Source organism: Pseudomonas sp. (assembly GCF_030147005.1).
GTDB lineage: Bacteria > Pseudomonadota > Gammaproteobacteria > Pseudomonadales > Pseudomonadaceae > Aquipseudomonas.
In genome coordinates this window covers 13536-31748 of the sequence record NZ_JASLAW010000060.1, presented here as the reverse complement: position 1 = coordinate 31748, position 18213 = coordinate 13536, and the positions used below count along the sequence as shown (strand labels likewise).

15 protein-coding genes and 2 pseudogenes are annotated in these 18213 nt (G+C 60.4%); 13 read left to right on the top strand and 4 right to left on the bottom strand.

From position 1 onward, the window contains the following. Positions 1-193: 193 nt before the first annotated feature. The 4 genes and pseudogenes from Q1V60_RS05670 to Q1V60_RS05655 form a co-directional block, all read left to right on the top strand. Positions 194-1123: an NAD synthetase gene (locus tag Q1V60_RS05670; RefSeq protein WP_300628249.1), complete on the top strand. Its 930-nt coding sequence runs from the start codon at positions 194-196 to the stop codon at positions 1121-1123. After that, positions 1111-1584, top strand: a complete 474-nt coding sequence (locus Q1V60_RS05665) for a hypothetical protein (protein WP_300628247.1) — start codon at positions 1111-1113, stop codon at positions 1582-1584. The genes Q1V60_RS05670 and Q1V60_RS05665 overlap by 13 nt, the downstream gene beginning before the upstream one ends. Positions 1585-2164: 580 nt before the next feature. Next, positions 2165-2572, top strand: a pseudogene (locus tag Q1V60_RS05660) (transglutaminase family protein); the annotation flags it as partial. Beyond that, positions 2554-3411: pseudogene (locus Q1V60_RS05655) on the top strand (transglutaminase family protein); the annotation flags it as partial. The pseudogenes Q1V60_RS05660 and Q1V60_RS05655, both read left to right, overlap by 19 nt. 46 nt (positions 3412-3457) lie before the next feature. On the opposite strand, the gene Q1V60_RS05650 reads toward Q1V60_RS05655, so the two are convergent. Continuing rightward, a complete protein-coding gene (locus tag Q1V60_RS05650; RefSeq protein WP_243353253.1) occupies positions 3458-3640 on the bottom strand; it encodes a hypothetical protein in 183 nt (60 codons plus the stop codon). A 333-nt stretch (positions 3641-3973) separates the two neighbouring features. Here Q1V60_RS05650 and azu point away from each other — a divergent pair, with 333 nt between their 5' ends. After that, the gene (azu, locus tag Q1V60_RS05645; RefSeq protein WP_300628244.1) at positions 3974-4420 is read left to right on the top strand and encodes an azurin; all 447 of its coding nucleotides are present in this window, start codon (positions 3974-3976) and stop codon (positions 4418-4420) included. A 109-nt stretch (positions 4421-4529) separates the two neighbouring features. Here the strand turns inward: azu and nadE are convergent, their stop codons facing one another. From nadE to Q1V60_RS05630, 3 genes are all read right to left on the bottom strand, one after another. Further along, positions 4530-5357 (bottom strand): ammonia-dependent NAD(+) synthetase, encoded by an 828-nt coding sequence (gene nadE, locus Q1V60_RS05640; protein ID WP_300628241.1) that lies wholly within the window; start codon positions 5355-5357, stop codon positions 4530-4532. A gap of 3 nt (positions 5358-5360) precedes the next feature. After that, positions 5361-6575 carry a nicotinate phosphoribosyltransferase gene (gene pncB / locus Q1V60_RS05635; protein WP_076951882.1) on the bottom strand — a complete coding sequence of 405 codons (1215 nt, stop codon included), beginning with the start codon at positions 6573-6575 and terminating at the stop codon, positions 5361-5363. 530 nt (positions 6576-7105) lie between these two features. Next, positions 7106-7999 (bottom strand): LysR substrate-binding domain-containing protein, encoded by an 894-nt coding sequence (locus tag Q1V60_RS05630; RefSeq protein ID WP_300628237.1) that lies wholly within the window; start codon positions 7997-7999, stop codon positions 7106-7108. A gap of 154 nt (positions 8000-8153) precedes the next feature. On the opposite strand from Q1V60_RS05630, the gene Q1V60_RS05625 reads away from it, so the two are divergent. From Q1V60_RS05625 to Q1V60_RS05590, 8 genes are all read left to right on the top strand, one after another. Further along, positions 8154-9644 (top strand): aldehyde dehydrogenase family protein, encoded by a 1491-nt coding sequence (locus Q1V60_RS05625; RefSeq protein ID WP_300628236.1) that lies wholly within the window; start codon positions 8154-8156, stop codon positions 9642-9644. A gap of 166 nt (positions 9645-9810) precedes the next feature. Further along, positions 9811-11094, top strand: a complete 1284-nt coding sequence (locus Q1V60_RS05620) for an FAD-binding oxidoreductase (protein ID WP_300628235.1) — start codon at positions 9811-9813, stop codon at positions 11092-11094. Positions 11095-11469: 375 nt separating this feature from the next. After that, positions 11470-12606: a branched-chain amino acid ABC transporter substrate-binding protein gene (locus Q1V60_RS05615; RefSeq protein ID WP_300628233.1), complete on the top strand. Its 1137-nt coding sequence runs from the start codon at positions 11470-11472 to the stop codon at positions 12604-12606. Between the two features lie 200 nt (positions 12607-12806). Beyond that, positions 12807-13721: a branched-chain amino acid ABC transporter permease LivH gene (locus Q1V60_RS05610; RefSeq protein WP_300628231.1), complete on the top strand. Its 915-nt coding sequence runs from the start codon at positions 12807-12809 to the stop codon at positions 13719-13721. A gap of 2 nt (positions 13722-13723) precedes the next feature. After that, a complete protein-coding gene (gene livM / locus Q1V60_RS05605) occupies positions 13724-15001 on the top strand; it encodes a high-affinity branched-chain amino acid ABC transporter permease LivM (RefSeq protein WP_300628228.1) in 1278 nt (425 codons plus the stop codon). Then, complete coding sequence (locus Q1V60_RS05600; protein WP_005784285.1) at positions 14998-15873, top strand: ATP-binding cassette domain-containing protein; 876 nt, start codon at positions 14998-15000, stop codon at positions 15871-15873. The genes livM and Q1V60_RS05600 overlap by 4 nt, the downstream gene beginning before the upstream one ends. Then, positions 15870-16586, top strand: coding sequence for an ABC transporter ATP-binding protein (locus tag Q1V60_RS05595; RefSeq protein WP_300628225.1), 717 nt, complete (start codon positions 15870-15872; stop codon positions 16584-16586). Before Q1V60_RS05600 ends, Q1V60_RS05595 begins: the two co-directional genes overlap by 4 nt. A 788-nt stretch (positions 16587-17374) precedes the next feature. After that, on the top strand, positions 17375-18142 hold the full coding sequence (locus Q1V60_RS05590) for an SDR family oxidoreductase (protein WP_300628223.1): 768 nt from the start codon (positions 17375-17377) through the stop codon (positions 18140-18142). Positions 18143-18213 lie beyond the last annotated feature (71 nt).

Below are 18213 nucleotides of genomic sequence, written 5' to 3'. Positions count from 1 at the left end.
GGAGCGCTTTACCGTGGCGAGGGAGCTTGCTCCCGCTGGGCCGCGAAGCGACCCCAGAAAATGGGACTGCTGCGCAGTCCAGCGGGAGCAAGCTCCCTCGCCACGGTAAAGCGCTCCTCCTTAACTGACTGGCATTAGGGCTTGCCCCCGGTAGCGTCCTTTCAGTCTCTACCTCTTCAAGGAAGAACACCCCATGGGCAACCCCCTGGCTGGCATCGGCATGGACTTCAACCGCTCCCAGTTCATGGCGCGCCAGCGCATTGAAAGCCAGATCAACCTGCCGCGCCTGTTTGCGGCTATCGATGCTGACCCCGGCATTGTTGGCGCAGGCGTCGTCTACATCGACGCCGACTTCAACGTCATTACCCTGCGCGAATTCAAGCCCATTTGCAGCATCCAGCCCAAGCGCATCATCCTGCGGGAGGCGCAGAAGTACGTTGCACCGACACAATTCGCTCAGCATGTGACGAGCAATCCTAGAGAGTCCAGGCTGATCGGCGAGGCGGTGAACACGGGAATCTCTTGCCTGGGCGCTGTCATCAGTTGGGCTGCAATTGCCAGCGGTACCCTGCTGGTGCCGTTCAGCGCCGGCGCCAGTTCCGTCGTGGTGGTGATAGGGTACGCGGCGGCGGGCGCGAGTTCGCTGCAATGCATCAATGGCCTTGCTCGCACGACGCTTGAGGTGGCCAAGCCTGAGGTCAACGATTGGCTCGACAGTGAAGGCTGGTACCAGAATGCTTCCATTGTGCTCGACGCAGCGTCGCTGGTCGGCGTGGGCGCTTCGACCCTGACGACGGTCAAGTTGGTCAAGGTCGCCAAAGCCTCGACGGGCAAGAGTCTGCGCGAAGTGCTTCGCGGTTTGAATCGCCAGGAAAGAGCCAGGCTGACCAAAGAACTGTTGAGCATCAATGATCCCAAATTGACGTCCAAGCTACTCAAGCTCAAGCAGGCGTCGGGTGAACTCACCAAGCGTTTCACCCCCACGCAGCTCAAGCACGGCACAACGACCCAGATCAAGGACGCCCTGAGCGCAGTCGTAGGGTTCGGCGGGAGCGCCTACTCCGGAAACGTCAATACCATCGCGATCGGGCTGTACGAGGAGGTAAAGGAATGGGCGAATTAATGACGCTTCGAGACTTTTTCAGGCATTACTTTCTGACATTTCTGGGCGGCGTATTTGCTGCGTATTTCTCATTGGCGTTGGCCGTGGCGCTGGCGTTCGTCACCTATTTTAATGATGCGCCCCTTGCTCAAGTCGGGCTCAAGATCATGCTGGCCGGGGCAGTGCTCACGCTGCTGACGGTGCATAGCAACTTTATGATTCTGCGGGGAAAGCCTTCTTGGGCGTGGGTGATGGTCGTTATCTACACCGCCTGTCTGCTGTTTGTGTTGCCCATGATTCAGTACAGCCCTCACCGGGTTCTTTATGGGTTGGCGCTGGCTTTTCCTCTGTTCGGGCTGCTGATACTCAACAGCAAAGGGCAGCGAGAGATGCGCGCCAAACTCGTGGAGATTCGCCACCTGCGCCAAACCCTCAGCGCCCGTCGCAAGACGCCTGCGCGCAAGCCGGTGGCGCCGCGCTGATCGCAACCTGAACATGCAAAACGCCAGCCTTGAGCTGGCGTTTCGCTTTCTGGCAGGCGGGTGGCCTGTTTGTTAAGGTTGCGCTCATTCAATCGCCCTCGCAGGTAAGCCAATTCCCACCGTTGACCGTGATCCGTCTGATATACCCGATCAAATGTCGGCCTATTGGGCATCACCGGTAGCTATCGAACGGGGCATGTCGGTACGGCCCGTACCATTGTGATCGGCTTGTACGAGGATTTGACCGAATGAACGGCTTCCCCGACATGCGCAGCTTTCTCGCCCGTTATTTTCCGGTCTTCATGGGCGCGATTTTCGCGGCGGTGTTCAGCCTTGTGTTTGCGGTACCGTTGATTTTCGACAGTTATTTCCCACGCTTGCCGATGGACTTCAACCTCAAGTATTCCTTCCTGGGTGGCCTCGCGCTGACGTGGGGCATCGTGCAGTGCAATTTCATGATCGCGCGCGGGCGACCGCAGTGGGTATGGCCGCTGGTGGCGCTGTTCGCACTCTGTGTGCTGGCGGTACTGCCCACTATTGCCTTTGGTCCGCATCCTCTGTCCTATGGGTTGACCCTGCCGATGGTCCCTCCGGCACCGAAGTGGACTTCACCGATCTGTATGCCGGGTGCGAAGTGTATTTACCCGGCGCCGGCTGGATCGGCTTGGACGCCACCTCCGGGTTGTTCGCCGGTGAAGGGCATATTCCGTTGGCCTGTAGTCCCGATCCATCCTCGGCGGCACTGACCAGCGAGTGGGTGGGACCGTGCGAGTGCGAATTCACCCACGAAATGTCGGTGCAGCGTCTCTGGGAAGCCCCGCAGATCACCAAGCCTTACACCGAGGAGCAATGGCGGGCGATCCAGGCCCTGGGCCAATAGATCGATGACGACCTGCTCAAGCACGACGTACGCCTGACCATGGGCGGCGAGCCGACCTTCGTTTCCATTGATGACCCTGATGGTGCCGAGTGGAACACCGCCGCCCTAACAGCCAAGTGTCCCTAACCCAGCAGTTGGCGCATTTATGGCCGCGACCTTGTGCGTGGCAACGGTGTACCTGGCAAACCCTGGACATCAGCCCGCAGCCCTCTTCACGCCGGGATGAGCTGGACGTGTTCGGCAACCCCATCACGCGCCTGGCGTCGAACGGCCCCATGATGAACTGCTGATCAATGCCGGGCTGACCGTGGAGGTGCGGGCGCGACCCGCGTTGGACGTGCGGCAATCGCTGGCGTGGGACCGCACCCGCGACAGCTTCACCTACAGCAGCCAACCGCTGTCACAACCGGTGATCGAAGCCTGCCGCTATCGCTTCGAATCACCTTACGTGCATTTGAAAAAACCTTCGTCGAGTTTTCTGAAAGTTGCTTCCCGCCCGGCGAGCCCTTGCTGAAAGGCGTGCAGGCACTGATGCAAAAGATCTTCAGCGAATTCACCTTCGACTCCGAGGCCACTCAGGTCGCCACGCCGCTGGTGGAAGTGCTGGAGCGCCGTCGCGGCGTGTGCCAGGACTTTGCCCACCTGATGCTCGCCTGCCTGCGCTCGCGGGCCTGGCGGCACGCTATGTCAGCGGTTACCTGCTCACCCAGCCACCGCCCGGCCAGCCACGGCTGATCGGCGCCGATGCATCTCATGCGTGGGTGTCGGTGTTTTGCGCGGTATCGGGATGGGTGGATTCCGATCCGACGAATAACGTGCGGCCGGCGCTGGAACACATCACCCTGGCGTGGGGCCGGGATTTTTCCGATGTATCGCCGTTGCGAGGGGTGATCCTGGGAGGAGGGAGCCATGACCCGCAAGTACGGGTGACGGTGATGCCGCTGGAGTGGCGGATTGTGGCGAGCAAGGCGGGCCTGCTCACCACAAAGGAAATTATTCAGCCGGATCTTTTGGTGTTTCAGTGTCGTCGCCGGTTTCTTCAGCATCGACGTCCGGGTTCAGTGCGCCTGCTTCTTCATCTGCAGCGGCTTTCTTGCGTTGCAGCTTTTCCTCTTTCTTCTGTTCCTTGGCCAAGTCTCTCTGACGTTTGGCGAAGGAGTAATTAGGTTTGGCCATGGGCGATCCTCTAGGGTCGAAGGTGAGGGGTAGGCGGCGCGCGGCTGCCTTGGGTCGCTATGGTAGCAGCTTAGCAGCGCGCTTGGCCTTCACTTACCGCTGGCGTAAGCGGCCAGCAGGCCGTTGAACAGTTGATTGAGGTGCATGGCTGGGGCTCCAATGGGGGATGGGCCGATCATATTCAGTTGCCGTGCCGTTGGCTGGTAGATTGTGTTGATGAGTCTGATAGCCTAAAGTTGTATACAATCTGTTGATGCAGATCATAAAAACTCAAGCCTGATTGAGGCACCCTTGTCTTAATATGCGTTATTCAACCCTGCCTTGGAGATTCACATGTTCGCCAAACTCGTTGCTGTTTCCCTGCTGACGCTGGCTAGCGGCCAGTTGCTTGCTGCAGAGTGCAAGGTCACTGTCGACTCCACCGACCAGATGTCTTTCAACACCAAAGAAATCACTATCGACAAGAGCTGCAAGCAGTTCACCGTCGAGCTGACTCACTCCGGCAACCTGCCGAAAAACGTCATGGGCCATAACTGGGTGCTGACCAGCGCCGCCAACATGCAGCCAGTTGCCACCGACGGCATGGCCGCTGGCATTGATAAGGACTACCTGAAGGCAGGCGACGACCGCATCATCGCCCATACCAAGATCATTGGCGCCGGCGAGAAAGATTCGGTGACTTTCGATGTGTCGAAGCTGACGGCGGGCACGGACTACGCGTTCTTTTGCTCGTTCCCGGGCCACATCTCGATGATGAAAGGCACGGTAGTCGTCAAGTAACGCCGCGTTATCGTTCTTCGCGAGCAAGCCCGCTTCCACACTTGACCGAGCTCTAACAGGGGAATGCGGTCAAATGTGGGAGCGGGCTTGCTCGCGAAGGCCATCTGCCTCAAGGCGAAAATGGCATGACGCGCTTGTGCTCAGTCTTGCGATACGTCTCGCAAATGATCCGGAACGCTTCCTCGCGCACCGGCTCACCGTGCAGGAACGCGTCGATCTCGGCATAAGTCACGCCATGTGACGCCTCGTCCGGCTTGCCCGGCGACAGGTCTTCCAAATCCGCCGTCGGCACTTTCTCCACCAACGACTCCGGCGCGCCGAAATGCCGCGCAATCGCACGCACCTGGTTCTTCACCAGCCCGCTCAGCGGCGCCAGGTCGCAGGCACCATCACCAAACTTGGTAAAAAAGCCCATTACCGCTTCCGCTGCATGGTCGGTCCCGATCACCAGCCCGCCGGCCGCGCCTGCGATGGTGTACTGCGCGACCATGCGCATGCGTGCCTTGGTGTTGCCCAGCACGAAGTCGCGGGATGCCGCCGGTTTGCCGTCGAACGCCGCGACCTCATTGGCCAAGGCTTTGACCGCCGGGCCGATGTTGACGGTGTGGCGTTCGTCCGGCTCGATGAAGTCCACCGAAGCCTGGGCTTCGTGTTCGTCGAACTGGGTTTCGTAGGGCAGGCGCACGGCGATAAAACGATAGGCTTCGTCGCCGCTGCCGGCGCGCAGTTCCTGCACCGCGCGTTGGGCCAACAGGCCTGCGGTCAGGGAATCGACACCGCCGCTGATGCCCAGCACCAACGACTTGAGCCCGGAATTGCGCAGGCAGTCCTGAATAAAAGCCACGCGCCTGGCAACTTCTGCCTCAAGGGCGGCCTGGTCTTTGAACGGCGCTTGCACCTTGAGCTGCTGCGCAATCTCACGCTGTACGGCTTGCATGATTCACTCCTTGCTGGATAGGGCAGGTACTTTGAAAACGTGACGCAAATAGGCGACGAAATTGGGATCGGTGCAGTGGGTCTTGCCCGCTTCATCGGAAATCTTGGCGACGGGCTGGCCATTGCAGGCGGTCATTTTAAGCACGATGCTCATCGGTTCCACCCCTGGAATATCGCAGGTCAGATTGGTGCCGATACCAAAGCTCACATTAATGCGCCCGCGCAGCGCACGGAAAATCTCCAGGGCCTTGGGCAACGTCAGGCTGTCGGAGAACACCAGGGTCTTGCTCATCGGCTCGATGCCCAGCTTGTGGTAATGGGCGATGGCTTTTTCCGCCCATTGCACCGGGTCGCCAGAGTCGTGGCGCAGGCCATCGAACAGCTTGGCGAAGTACAAATCGAAGTCGCCGAGGAAAGCATCGGTGGTGATGCAGTCGGTCAGTGCGATGCCCAGCAGGCCTCGGTATTCGCGTACCCAGCAATCGAGGGCGGCGATCTGGCTGTCGATCAGGCGTGGGCCGAGTTGCTGGTGGGCCATGATCCACTCATGGGCCATGGTGCCTAACGGCTTCATATCGAATTCGCGGGCCAGGTGCACGTTGCTGGTGCCGACAAAACGGCCGGGGAAGTCGTGCTTGAGTACGCTGACCACTTCTTCCTGCACCCGGTACGAGAAGCGCCGACGCGTGCCGAAGTCGGCCACTTGCAGCTCCGACAGCTCATCGCTGCCGGCATTCGCCGTCAGCCAGTCGAACTTGCGGTACAGCTGCTCGCGCGCCTGTTCCAGGATGACGGTCTGGTAGCGGTAGCGGTTACGCACTTCGCTGACGATGGCCAGCATCGGCACTTCAAACAGGATCACATGCAGCCACGGCCCGCGCAGGCGGATAAACAGCTCACCGTTTTCGATGCCGGTTTGCACATAGCGCAGGTTGAAGCGGAACAGTCCCAGGAAGCGTAAAAAATCCGGCTTCATAAAGCTGATGCGTTCCAGAAAACCCAATTGGTCCGGGCTCAGGCTCAACTCGGCGAGACGCTCGATCTGGTAGCGGATCTCCGCCAGGTACGGGCGCAGGTCTTCGCTGTTGCGGCAACGGAACTCCCATTCAACTTCCACATTCGGGTAGTTGTGCAGCACCGCCTGCATCATGGTCAGCTTGTAGAAGTCGGTGTCGAGCAGGTTCTGCACGATGCGATCGGCAAACACACTCTCGCTCATAACGGGAATCTCCAGACGGGTCGAGGCTGGGCGCCGACCTTTACGCACAATTAAAGAGGGGGGCTAGTGGCGCATAGACGCGGGTCGGTTTGCCAGTGATTTTTTGCATGGCTGCCTACGCATCGGGGTAATTGAGCGTTCTGTCCACGTTCAGTTGGCCAAAGCCAGGTTACTCGACCCTGCTACCGGCAAAGGTTTGCCGGGCTCGCCGGCGTTCAGCCAGTCCCACTTATCCGCGCCCAACTGCTACAGCGGCCAAGCCTGCCCGGTAAGCGCTTTTGGGAAGTCGGCTGGCTTCCCCTTGGCTATTACGTAGCCAGGGGGGGGGCGGCGTTGGGCATGTCGATAAGGGCGAGGTCTTGCCGACAGTGTTGAACGAGCGCTACCAGGTACGCAGTTGGCCGTTCTCCCACAAGATCACGCGCAGTGAGCGGGAGGTTGAATGGCGCCTGCTTTCATGAGAGTCGCACGTCGTCCCGCAAACTTTTAACGCAGGCTCGGAAGATTTTGTAAAAACTATATCGCCGGGCCTACCCCTGAACCTGCTCCATCATCCACTTCACAAACTCCCGCACCTTGGGCACCTCCGCCGAATGCTCGGGATAGGCCAGGTAATACGCATCCTGGCTCGGCATCGCATGCTGCCAGGGGATCACCAGTTTGCCGTCGGCCAGTTCTTCCTCCACCAGGAACCGCGGCAGCAGCGCCACGCCGCAGCCGACCTGCGCCGCACGAATGCACATATAGAACGTGTCGAAACGCGGCCCATGGTAGCTGTGCTCAGTGTGGAAACCCTGGTCGGCAAACCAGTCATGCCAACCCTGGGGCCGCGAGGCGTTTTGCAGCAGCACTAGGTTGCTCAGTTGCGTGGGATCGGTGAAGGGCTGCGCGGGCAGGCTTTCGGGGGCGCACACCGGCACCAGCTCTTCACTGAACAGTTTCAGGCTCTCGGTGCCGGGGCGTGAACCCTGGCCGAAATAGAAAGCCATGTCGGCTTTGTCTTGCAGCAGTTCGTCCGGCTCCTGTTCGTTGCACAGGTCCAGGTGGGTCTGCGGGTGACGCAGGCGCCAGCCCTTGAGGCGCGGCACCAGCCAGCGTGCGCCGAAGGTGTAGGGCGTGGACACGCGCAGTACTTCGGTCTCGCCGCCGTAGGAGCGCAGGTAGTGAGTGGACATCTCCACCTGTGTGAGGATCTTGCGTACTTCCACCAAGTACAGATCGCCCGCCGGCGTCATCTGCAAGCGGCGCCGCACGCGGCGGAACAGCAGGTGTTGCAGCAAGTCTTCCAACTGCGCCACCTGTTTGCTCACCGCGCTTTGGGTGAGGTTCAGTTCCTCGGCGGCGCGGGTAAAACTCAGGTGACGGGTGGCGGCTTCGAAACACTGCAAGGCGGTGATCGAGGGCAAATGTCTTTTGTTCAGCACGGCTTGCCTCTTTTTATTCTTTGCATGAATAAACGGAATGATATCTCGCCTAATCGTCGTTTGTTGGCAAGTCTTGGGCCAGCTACAAATGAGGCCTGGATCGTCGTGCCGGCCGCGGCGCACATTTTTCTGTTTGTGATTGAAGGAGTGACCCATGGTTGCCGCATTGCTTGACCGTCTAGGGGTAAACCCGGCGCTGTACCAGGCGGGCGCACAGCCCGTGCATTCGCCGATCGATGGCAGCCGTATTGGCAGCGTGCACTGGGAAGGGGCCGCCGAGGTGGAACAGCAGGTCAGTCGCGCCGAGCATGCATTCGACGCCTGGCGCAAGGTGCCGGCCCCGCGTCGCGGTGAACTGGTGCGCCAGTTCGGCGACGTGTTGCGCCACTACAAGGCCGACCTGGGCGAGTTGGTCTCGTGGGAAGCCGGCAAGATCACCCAGGAAGGCCTGGGGGAAGTGCAGGAAATGATCGACATCTGCGACTTCGCCGTCGGTTTGTCGCGCCAGTTGTACGGCTTGACCATCGCCTCCGAGCGCCCCGGCCACCATATGCGTGAAACCTGGCATCCGCTGGGCGTGGTCGGCGTGATCAGCGCCTTCAATTTTCCGGTAGCGGTGTGGGCGTGGAACACCACCCTGGCGCTGGTGTGCGGCAACGCGGTGATCTGGAAACCGTCGGAAAAAACCCCGCTCACCGCGCTGGCCTGCCAGGCGCTGTTCGAGCGCGTGTTGAAGAACTTCAAGGAGGCCCCGCAGTACCTCAGCCAAGTGATTATCGGCGGCCGCGATGCCGGCGCCGCGCTGGTGGACGACCCGCGTGTGGCGCTGATCAGCGCCACCGGCAGCACGCGCATGGGCCGCGAAGTGGCGCCGAAAGTCGCCGCGCGCTTTGCCCGCAGCATCCTCGAACTGGGCGGCAACAATGCGATGATCCTCGGCCCAAGCGCCGACCTGGACATGGCCGTGCGCGCCATCCTGTTCAGCGCGGTCGGCACCGCCGGTCAGCGCTGCACCACCTTGCGCCGCCTGATCGCCCATGAGTCGGTCAAGGCAGACATCGTCACCCGTCTCAAGGCCGCCTACGCCAAGGTGCGCATCGGTCACCCGCTGGAAGGCAACCTGGTCGGGCCGCTGATCGACAAGCACGGCTTCGACAACATGCAGGACGCCCTGGAGCAAGCCCTGAGCGAGGGCGGCAAGGTGTTCGGCGGCAAGCGCCAGCTGCAAGAGCAGTTCCCCAACGCCTACTACGTGTCGCCGGCGATTGTGGAAATGCCCGAGCAGAGCGACGTGGTGTGCACCGAAACCTTCGCGCCGATTCTGTATGTGATCGGCTACACCGACTTCGCCGAAGCCCTGCGCCTGAACAACGCGGTGCCACAAGGCTTGTCGTCGTGCATTTTCACCACCGATGTGCGCGAAGCCGAGCAGTTCATGTCGGCGGTGGGCAGTGACTGCGGCATCGCCAACGTCAACATCGGCCCGAGCGGCGCGGAAATCGGTGGGGCGTTTGGCGGCGAGAAAGAAACGGGCGGCGGGCGTGAGTCGGGCTCGGATGCGTGGCGCGGGTATATGCGTCGCCAGACCAATACCGTGAACTACTCGCTGGAGTTGCCGTTGGCACAGGGCATCACCTTCGACTGAGATAGGTACGCGGTTGAAAATGTGGGAGCGGGCTTGCTCGCGAAGGCGGTGGATCAGCCGTCTATCTGTTGACCGGCACACCGCTTTCGCGAGCAGGCCCGCTCCCACAGTTGATTGATTCAAAATAAAAAACAGATGTTTGTTAGGTCCTCTCCGGAGTCTGGCAATGCCTTTACGTGAAACATGTTTATGGGAACACCTCACCCCCGGCCGGCCGGATCGCGCTGCGCTCAAAGGCGAGCTCAAGGTGGATGTGTGCGTGATCGGCGCCGGCATCACCGGTTTGTCAGCCGCCATCCACTTGCTGGAACAAGGTAAAAGCGTCGCGGTGCTGGAGGCCCATCGCACCGGCCATGGCGGTTCGGGGCGCAACGTCGGGCTGGTCAACGCCGGCATGTGGATCCCGCCGGACGAGATCGAAGCCGGTTTCGGCGAAGCGGTGGGCAGCCAGCTCAACCGCATGCTGGGCGCGGCACCGTCGGTGGTGTTCGGCCTGATCGACAAATACAACATCGATTGCCAGCTGCGTCGCGACGGCACCTTGCACATGGCGCACAACGCCCGCGGCGAGGCGGATCTGCGCAGTCGTGAAGCGCAGTGGAAGCGTCGTGGCGCGCCGGTCGAATTGTTGACCGGGCAGGCGTGCGAGCAAGCCACGGGCACCTCGAAAATCGCCGCCGCGTTGCTGGACCGACGTGCCGGCACCTTGAACCCCATGGCCTATACCAGTGGTCTGGCGAATGCGGCCGTCGGGTTGGGCGGGCAGTTATTCGACCATTCCCCCGTCACCCAGCTTGAGCGCCAGCGCGCCGACTGGTGTGTGCAGACCGCCCAAGGCGCGGTGCGAGCCGCACAGGTGGTGATCGCTTCGAATGCCTATACCGAAGGTGAATGGACCGAGCTGCGCCGTAACTTCTTCCCCGGTTATTACTATCAGGTGGCGTCGGCGCCGCTCACCGATGAAGCCGCCAGGCGCATCCTTCCAAGTGGCCAGGGGTCATGGGACACGCGCCAGGTGCTGAGCAGTATCCGCCGTGATGCCGATGGCCGCCTGTTGCTCGGCAGCCTGGGCAACGGCAACCAGAAGCCGACCTGGTTCCTCAAGGCCTGGGCCGATCGGGTCCAGCAACACTATTTCCCGTACCTCAAGTCGGTGCAGTGGGAATACACCTGGACCGGCTGCATCGCCTTTACGCCCGATCACCTGATGCGTTTGTTCGAGCCGGCGCCTGGGCTGGTGGCGGTCACCGGTTACAACGGGCGCGGGGTGACCACCGGCAGCGTGGTCGGCAAAGCGTTTGCCGATTATTTGTGTCACCACAACCCCCAAGCGCTGCCGATCCCCTTTGCACCGATGCAACCTCTGGCGGGCGTGGGCCTGCGCAGTTGCCTTTATGAGGCGGGATTCTCGCTGTACCACGCGGGGCAATGCCTTCGGATTGTGGTCTGAGCCGCGAAATATCGCGCGTAAGCCGGCATTTTCTTAGTCGGCTAATCATCTGTATTGGTGCAAGTTGTAGCAATCGCGCACTGTAAATGTGCAGTTCCGTTACGCACATGGTTACAGCCACTGGAGCTGTCGTTTATCGCTCCGGTTGCAGGCGCCACCGTTCGGGGTTGTACTTTTTTGGCCTGCCGGTTGCACCTTGCGAGGCTAGACGGTTGCACGTCCTGGCGGGAGGACGCGAAACGCCTGCAATAACAATGACACCGTGTCTTTTTGAAGAATAAAAACGTAATGGCACGCGGCTTGCTCTGAGCTTTCAGTGAAAGGTTTGAATGCAAGTTGTCGTGCCAAAAATCAAAAAATATCGGAGCACCACTCATGTCCCAGACGTTTTACAAGAAAGGTTTTCTGGCCCTCGCCGTTGCAGCGGCGCTGGGTGTTTCTACGTTTGTTCAAGCTGATGTGAAAATTGGTGTGGCAGGCCCGATGACGGGCGCCAACGCCGCTTTCGGTGAGCAGTACATGAAGGGTGCCCAGGCCGCGGCCGATGAGGTCAACAAGGCCGGTGGCGTCAACGGCGAGAAGATCGTGCTGGTGGCCGGCGATGACGCCTGCGAGCCAAAACAGGCTGTGGCCGTGGCCAACCGCCTGGCAGACCAGGACAAAGTGATCGGCGTGGTCGGGCACTTCTGCTCGTCCAACACCATCCCGGCCTCCGAGGTGTATGACGAAGCGGGCATCATCGCAATCACCCCAGGCTCCACCAACCCGCAGGTGACCGAGCGCGGCCTGGGCGCCATGTTCCGCATGTGCGGGCGTGACGACCAGCAAGGCATCGTCGCCGGCGACTACATCGTCGACGTGCTCAAGGGCAAGAAAGTCGCGGTGATCAACGACAAGGACACCTACGGCAAGGGCCTGGCCGACGCTACCGCTGCCCAGCTGACCAAGCGCGGCGTGAAACCGGTGCTGGAAGAAGGCCTGACCCGTGGCGAAAAAGACTTCAGCGCGCTGGTCACCAAGATCCGCTCCCTGGGCGCCGATGTCGTGTACTTCGGTGGCTTGCACCCGGAAGCCGGCCCCCTGGTTCGCCAGCTCCGCGAAGCCGGCTTGAAAGATGTCAAGTTCATGTCCGATGACGGCGTGGTCACCGACGAACTGGTGGCGACCGCCGGTGGCGCGCAGTACGTGGACGGCGTTTACATGACCTTCGGCGCCGACCCGCGCCTGCTGCCGGACAGCAAGGCGGTGGTGGAACAGTTCCGTAAAAACGGCACCGAGCCGGAAGGCTACACCCTGTACGCCTACGCCTCGATCCAGGCCCTGGCCGCCGGTTTCAACGGCGCCAAGTCCAACAAGGGCGAAGACGCGGCCAAGTGGCTGAAGGCAAACCCGGTTAAAACCGTAATGGGCGAAAAAGCCTGGGACGCCAAGGGCGACCTGAAAATCTCCGACTACGTGGTTTACCAGTGGGATAAGGACGGTAAATACCACCAGCTGGAAAAGCAGAAGTAAATACAAGCACCACGGCCCCACATGTGGGAGCCGGCTTGCTCGCGAAAGCGGAGTGTCAGTTGCCGAATGTGTTTATGACACACCGTATTCGCGAGCAAGCCCGTTCCCAAAGGGGACTGTGTCGTGATCGAAATCTGTCTTTTCCTCCAGAAGCGCCGCACACCCCCGGTGTGCAGGTGCTCACCGCGTGAGATTGCGTTATGGATGGTATTTTCCTGCAGCAACTGGTCAACGGCCTGACCCTCGGGTCGGTCTATGGCCTGATCGCCATCGGCTACACAATGGTCTATGGCATCATTGGCATGATCAACTTCGCCCACGGCGAGGTTTATATGATTTCCGCTTACCTCGCGGCGATCAGTCTGGCACTGCTGGCTTACTTCGGCATCGAATCCTTCCCGCTGCTCATTCTCGGCACCTTGGTCTTCACCGTCGTCGTCACCGGCGTATACGGTTGGGTCATCGAGCGTGTCGCCTACAAACCGCTGCGTAACTCCACCCGACTGGCACCGCTGATCAGCGCCATCGGTATTTCGCTAATCCTGCAGAACTACGCGCAGATCGCCCAGGGCGCCAAGCAACAAGGCATTCCCACCCTGCTGGCCGGCGCCTGGCGCGTCGATATCGGCACCGGGTTCGTGCAACTCACCTACACCAAAGTGTTCATCCTCGTGGCGGCATTCGCCGGCATGGCGTTGCTCACCTACATCATCAAATACACCAAGCTTGGCCGCATGTGCCGGGCCACCCAGCAAGACCGCAAGATGGCCTCGATCCTGGGGATCAACACCGACCGCGTGATCTCCTACGTGTTTGTCATCGGCGCCGCCATGGCCGCCCTGGCCGGCGTGCTGATCACCCTCAATTACGGCACCTTCGACTTCTATGCCGGCTTCATCATCGGCATCAAGGCGTTTACCGCAGCGGTACTCGGCGGCATTGGCTCCCTGCCTGGGGCGATGCTGGGCGGGATCATCCTCGGTATCTCCGAGTCGCTGTTCGCGGGGTTGATCAACTCTGACTACAAAGACGTGTTCAGTTTCTCCCTGCTGGTGGTGATTCTGATTTTCCGTCCCCAGGGCCTGCTTGGTCGCCCACTTGTGGCGAAGGTGTAAACATGTCTGCTGCCAACTCTATCGATATCAAGAAAAGTGTGGTCGATACGGTCCTCGCCGGGCTGATTTCGCTGATCGTGTTCGGCCCGATTGTCGGCGTGGTGCTCGACGGCTACAGCTTCAACCTGGAACCGCTGCGCGTTGCCACGTTGGTCGCCATTGTGATGGCCGGGCGCTTTGCCCTCAGCCTGTTCCTGCAAACCTCCAAGGGCGTGAAGATCCTGCAGGGTTTCGAAAGCAGCGGCTCCGGCGTGCACGTGTTGCCGCCGGACTACAAATCGCGGCTGCGCTGGATCATTCCGGCACTGATCGTGATCGCTATCGTGTTCCCGATCTTTGCCAACAAGTACCTGCTGACCGTGGTGATCCTCGGGTTGATCTACGTCTTGCTCGGCCTGGGCTTGAACATCGTGGTGGGCCTGGCCGGCCTGCTCGACCTGGGTTACGTGGCGTTCTACGCCATCGGCGCCTATGGCCTGGCACTGGGTTACCAATACCTCGGCCTGGGCTTCTGGTCGGTGCTGCCGCTGGCGGCCATCGCGGCGGCGCTGGCGGGGTGCATACTCGGCTTCCCGGTGCTGCGAATGCACGGTGACTACCTGGCCATCGTGACCCTGGGCTTCGGTGAAATCATCCGCCTGGTGCTGAACAACTGGCTGTCGTTCACCGGTGGCCCGAACGGGATGCCGGTGCCTTCGCCGACCTTCCTCGGATTGGAGTTCGGCAGGCGTGCAAAGGAAGGCGGCATCCCGTTCCACGAGTTCTTCGGCATCGATTACAACCCCAACATCAAGTTCATGTTCATCTACATCGTGTTGTTCCTGGTGGTACTGGCCGTGCTGTACATCAAGCATCGCCTGACCCGCATGCCGGTCGGCCGTGCCTGGGAAGCCTTGCGCGAAGACGAGATCGCCTGCCGTTCCATGGGCCTGAACCACGTACTGGTCAAGCTTTCGGCGTTCACCATCGGTGCCTCTACGGCCGGTTTGGCCGGGGTGTTTTTCGCCAGTTACCAAGGCTTCGTCAACCCGTCGTCGTTCACCTTCTTCGAGTCGGCGCTGATCCTGGCCATCGTGGTATTGGGTGGCATGGGCTCGACCGTAGGCGTGGTGATCGCGGCGTTCGTGTTGACGGTTGCGCCGGAACTGCTGCGCAGCTTTTCCGAATACCGCGTGCTGCTGTTTGGGGTGCTGATGGTGGTGATGATGATTTGGCGACCCCGTGGCTTGATCAGGATCAGCCGTACCGGTGTGACGCCACGTAAGGGGGTAGCACCATGAGCAAGGAAGTTGTGCTGTCCGTGGAACACCTGATGATGCACTTCGGTGGCATCAAGGCCTTGAGCGACGTGAGCCTCAAGGTCGAGCGCAACTCGATCTTCGCCCTGATCGGCCCCAACGGCGCCGGCAAGACGACCGTGTTCAACTGCCTCACCGGTTTCTACAAAGCCAGTGGCGGCAAGATCGAACTCAACGTGCGTGGCAAGCAGACCAATGTGATCCAACTGCTCGGCGAGCGCTTTGAGGCCACCGATTTTGTCTCGCCGAAAAGCTTCCTCAGCCGGGTGTACTACAAAATGTTCGGCGGCACCCACCTGGTGAACCGCGCAGGCCTGGCGCGGACCTTCCAGAACATTCGCCTGTTCAAGGAAATGTCGGTGCTGGAAAACCTGCTGGTGGCCCAGCATATGTGGGTCAACCGCAACATGCTCGCGGGCATCCTCAATACCAAGGGCTACCGCAAGGCTGAAAGCGACGCGCTGGACTGCGCCTTCTACTGGCTTGAAGTGGTGGACCTGGTGGACTGTGCCAACCGCCTGGCCGGTGAGCTTTCCTACGGCCAGCAGCGCCGCCTGGAAATCGCCCGCGCCATGTGCACGCGGCCGCAGATCATCTGCCTGGACGAACCGGCGGCGGGCCTCAACCCTCAGGAAACCGAAGCCCTCAGCGCAATGATCCGCCTGCTGCGCGACGAACACGACCTCACGGTGGTGCTGATCGAACACGACATGGGCATGGTGATGAGTATTTCCGACCACATCGTAGTGCTGGACCACGGCAACGTGATCGCCGAAGGCGGGCCGGACGCGATCCGCAACGACCCGAAAGTGATCGCCGCCTACCTGGGCGCGGATGAAGAGGAACTGGTATGAGCGCACCCATCCTCGAAATGAAGGACCTGGATGTGTTCTATGGCCCGATCCAGGCCCTGAAGAAAGTCTCGTTGCACATCAACGAAGGCGAAACCGTCAGCCTGATCGGCTCCAACGGCGCGGGCAAATCCACGCTGCTGATGTCGATCTTTGGCCAGCCACGGGCCGAGTCGGGGCAAATCCTCTATAACGGCGTGGACATTACCCACAAGTCGTCCCACTACATCGCCTCCAACGGCATCGCCCAATCGCCGGAAGGGCGCCGGGTGTTCCCCGACATGACCGTCGAGGAAAACCTGTTGATGGGCACCATCCCCATTGGCGACAAGTTTGCCAGCGAAGATATGCAGCGCATGTTCGAACTGTTTCCACGGCTCAAGGAACGGCGTAATCAACGGGCGATGACTATGTCCGGCGGCGAGCAGCAAATGCTCGCCATCGCGCGCGCGCTGATGAGCCGGCCCAAGCTGTTGCTGCTCGATGAGCCAAGCCTGGGCCTGGCGCCGATTGTGGTGAAGCAGATCTTTGCCACCCTGCGCGAGCTGGCATCCACCGGGATGACCATCTTTTTGGTGGAGCAAAACGCCAACCACGCCCTGCGCTTGTCGGACCGCGCGTATGTAATGGTCAACGGCGAGATTCGCCTGACGGGGACCGGTAAGGAATTGCTGGTGAACGAGGAAGTGCGCAACGCCTACCTCGGCGGCCACTAACGCTTCGCTTGACCTTGTAGGAGCGAGCTTGCTCGCGAAAAACGTTAACGATGACGCGGGCATCCTGGATGAACGCGATGTTCTGGCGTTCTTCGCGAACAAGCTCGCTCCTACAGGTGTTTTGAGGGCTCCATACGCTCCGCGCCAAATTGTGGAAAACAAATCCAGACACCCTCCAAAGCGCGACATATAGCCGCCGCAAATCCCTGTTTTGTCACAGTTTTGACTTGTCCCCATCCGCTGTGGAACCGGCTGTGGGTAAGGTGGGAGTAGCTGGCTACAAGCCTTTAACCACGTGGCTTGCAGCGGTGCGGTTAGTATTTGATCAGCGGTTTTTTGATGACCCGCCGAGGGGTTTGTCAAGCTGTTTAAAGACACAGGTATATGACCTTTTTATGTCAGGTCAGCCTGTGGATAAGTCTGTGACTAAACTCTGGAAAGACCGCCGCACAGGCCGGAATGACTGGCCTGTAGCCATCGTCCGGATTTCACCGGCATAAAAGGCCTGCATACGCCTCCCGCCCAGGTCAAGCAAAAAACTTTCTAAAATCGCCTGGAGGCCTTGTATGCCGTGGCTCGAAGCGATTTGCACTTGCCCCCAAAGACTGTGGGCGCAGCTGTGGATAACCTGCGCGTATATGGCTGCAGGCCACGGTTTATGTGGTTCCGCCAAGTATGGTCAAAAAGTGATCAAGTAAACATGAATGTGCGCGTGTAGCGGTTGCCGCGAAGACGGCGTAAGGGCATTCTGCTGGCAACTTTTTCCCGTTGCCCGCAAGGAGAACACCATGTCCGACACGCTGTTTATTACTGGCGCCACTTCAGGTTTCGGTGAAGCCTGTGCCCGCCGTTTTGCCGAAGCCGGCTGGAAACTGGTGCTCACCGGCCGCCGCGCCGAGCGCTTGAATGCCCTGGTCGAAGAGCTTTCCAAGCAGACCGAAGTGCATGGCCTGGTGGTGGACGTGCGTGATCGCAAAGGCATGGAAGACGCCATCGCCAACCTGCCGCCCTCGTTCGCCACGTTGCGCGGGCTGATCAATAACGCAGGCCTGGCCGTGGGCACCGACCCCGCGCCCAAGTGCAACCTCGACGATTGGGAAACCATGGTCGACACCAATATCAAAGGGCTGCTGACCACCACCAACCTGCTGCTGCCGCGCCTGATTGCCCATGGCCGTGGCGCCGGGATCATCAACCTGGGGTCCATCGCCGGTAACTACCCTTACCCGGGCAGTCATGTGTACGGCGGCTCCAAGGCATTCGTGAAGCAGTTCTCGCTGAACCTGCGCTGTGACCTGCAGGGCACCGGCGTGCGGGTGACCAACATCGAGCCGGGCTTGTGCGAGAGCGAATTTTCCCTGGTGCGCTTCGGTGGTGATCAGTCGCGCTATGACGCTACCTATGCTGGCGCCGAGCCGATCCAGCCGCAGGATATTGCCGACACGATTTTCTGGGTGCTGAACACGCCGGCGCACGTGAACATCAACCGGTTGGAGCTGATGCCGGTGAGCCAGACGTGGGCCGGGTTTGCGATTGAGCGTGGGGCCAAAGGCTAAGCCGATCACTTCTGTGGGGAGGGAGCAAGCTCCCTCCCCACAGGGGGCAATAACGTCCGGCATGCGGCAAA

Bases quoted from the DNA above. Each gene is read 5' to 3' on its own strand.
- Q1V60_RS05670 (WP_300628249.1), top strand. From the start codon at position 194: ATGGGCAACCCCCTGGCTGGCATCGGCATGGACTTCAACCGCTCCCAG.
- Q1V60_RS05665 (WP_300628247.1), top strand. From the start codon at position 1,111: ATGGGCGAATTAATGACGCTTCGAGACTTTTTCAGGCATTACTTTCTG.
- Q1V60_RS05650 (WP_243353253.1), bottom strand. From the start codon at position 3,640: ATGGCCAAACCTAATTACTCCTTCGCCAAACGTCAGAGAGACTTGGCC.
- azu (WP_300628244.1), top strand. From the start codon at position 3,974: ATGTTCGCCAAACTCGTTGCTGTTTCCCTGCTGACGCTGGCTAGCGGC.
- nadE (WP_300628241.1), bottom strand. From the start codon at position 5,357: ATGCAAGCCGTACAGCGTGAGATTGCGCAGCAGCTCAAGGTGCAAGCG.
- pncB (WP_076951882.1), bottom strand. From the start codon at position 6,575: ATGAGCGAGAGTGTGTTTGCCGATCGCATCGTGCAGAACCTGCTCGAC.
- Q1V60_RS05625 (WP_300628236.1), top strand. From the start codon at position 8,154: ATGGTTGCCGCATTGCTTGACCGTCTAGGGGTAAACCCGGCGCTGTAC.
- Q1V60_RS05620 (WP_300628235.1), top strand. From the start codon at position 9,811: ATGCCTTTACGTGAAACATGTTTATGGGAACACCTCACCCCCGGCCGG.
- Q1V60_RS05615 (WP_300628233.1), top strand. From the start codon at position 11,470: ATGTCCCAGACGTTTTACAAGAAAGGTTTTCTGGCCCTCGCCGTTGCA.
- Q1V60_RS05610 (WP_300628231.1), top strand. From the start codon at position 12,807: ATGGATGGTATTTTCCTGCAGCAACTGGTCAACGGCCTGACCCTCGGG.
- livM (WP_300628228.1), top strand. From the start codon at position 13,724: ATGTCTGCTGCCAACTCTATCGATATCAAGAAAAGTGTGGTCGATACG.
- Q1V60_RS05600 (WP_005784285.1), top strand. From the start codon at position 14,998: ATGAGCAAGGAAGTTGTGCTGTCCGTGGAACACCTGATGATGCACTTC.
- Q1V60_RS05595 (WP_300628225.1), top strand. From the start codon at position 15,870: ATGAGCGCACCCATCCTCGAAATGAAGGACCTGGATGTGTTCTATGGC.
- Q1V60_RS05590 (WP_300628223.1), top strand. From the start codon at position 17,375: ATGTCCGACACGCTGTTTATTACTGGCGCCACTTCAGGTTTCGGTGAA.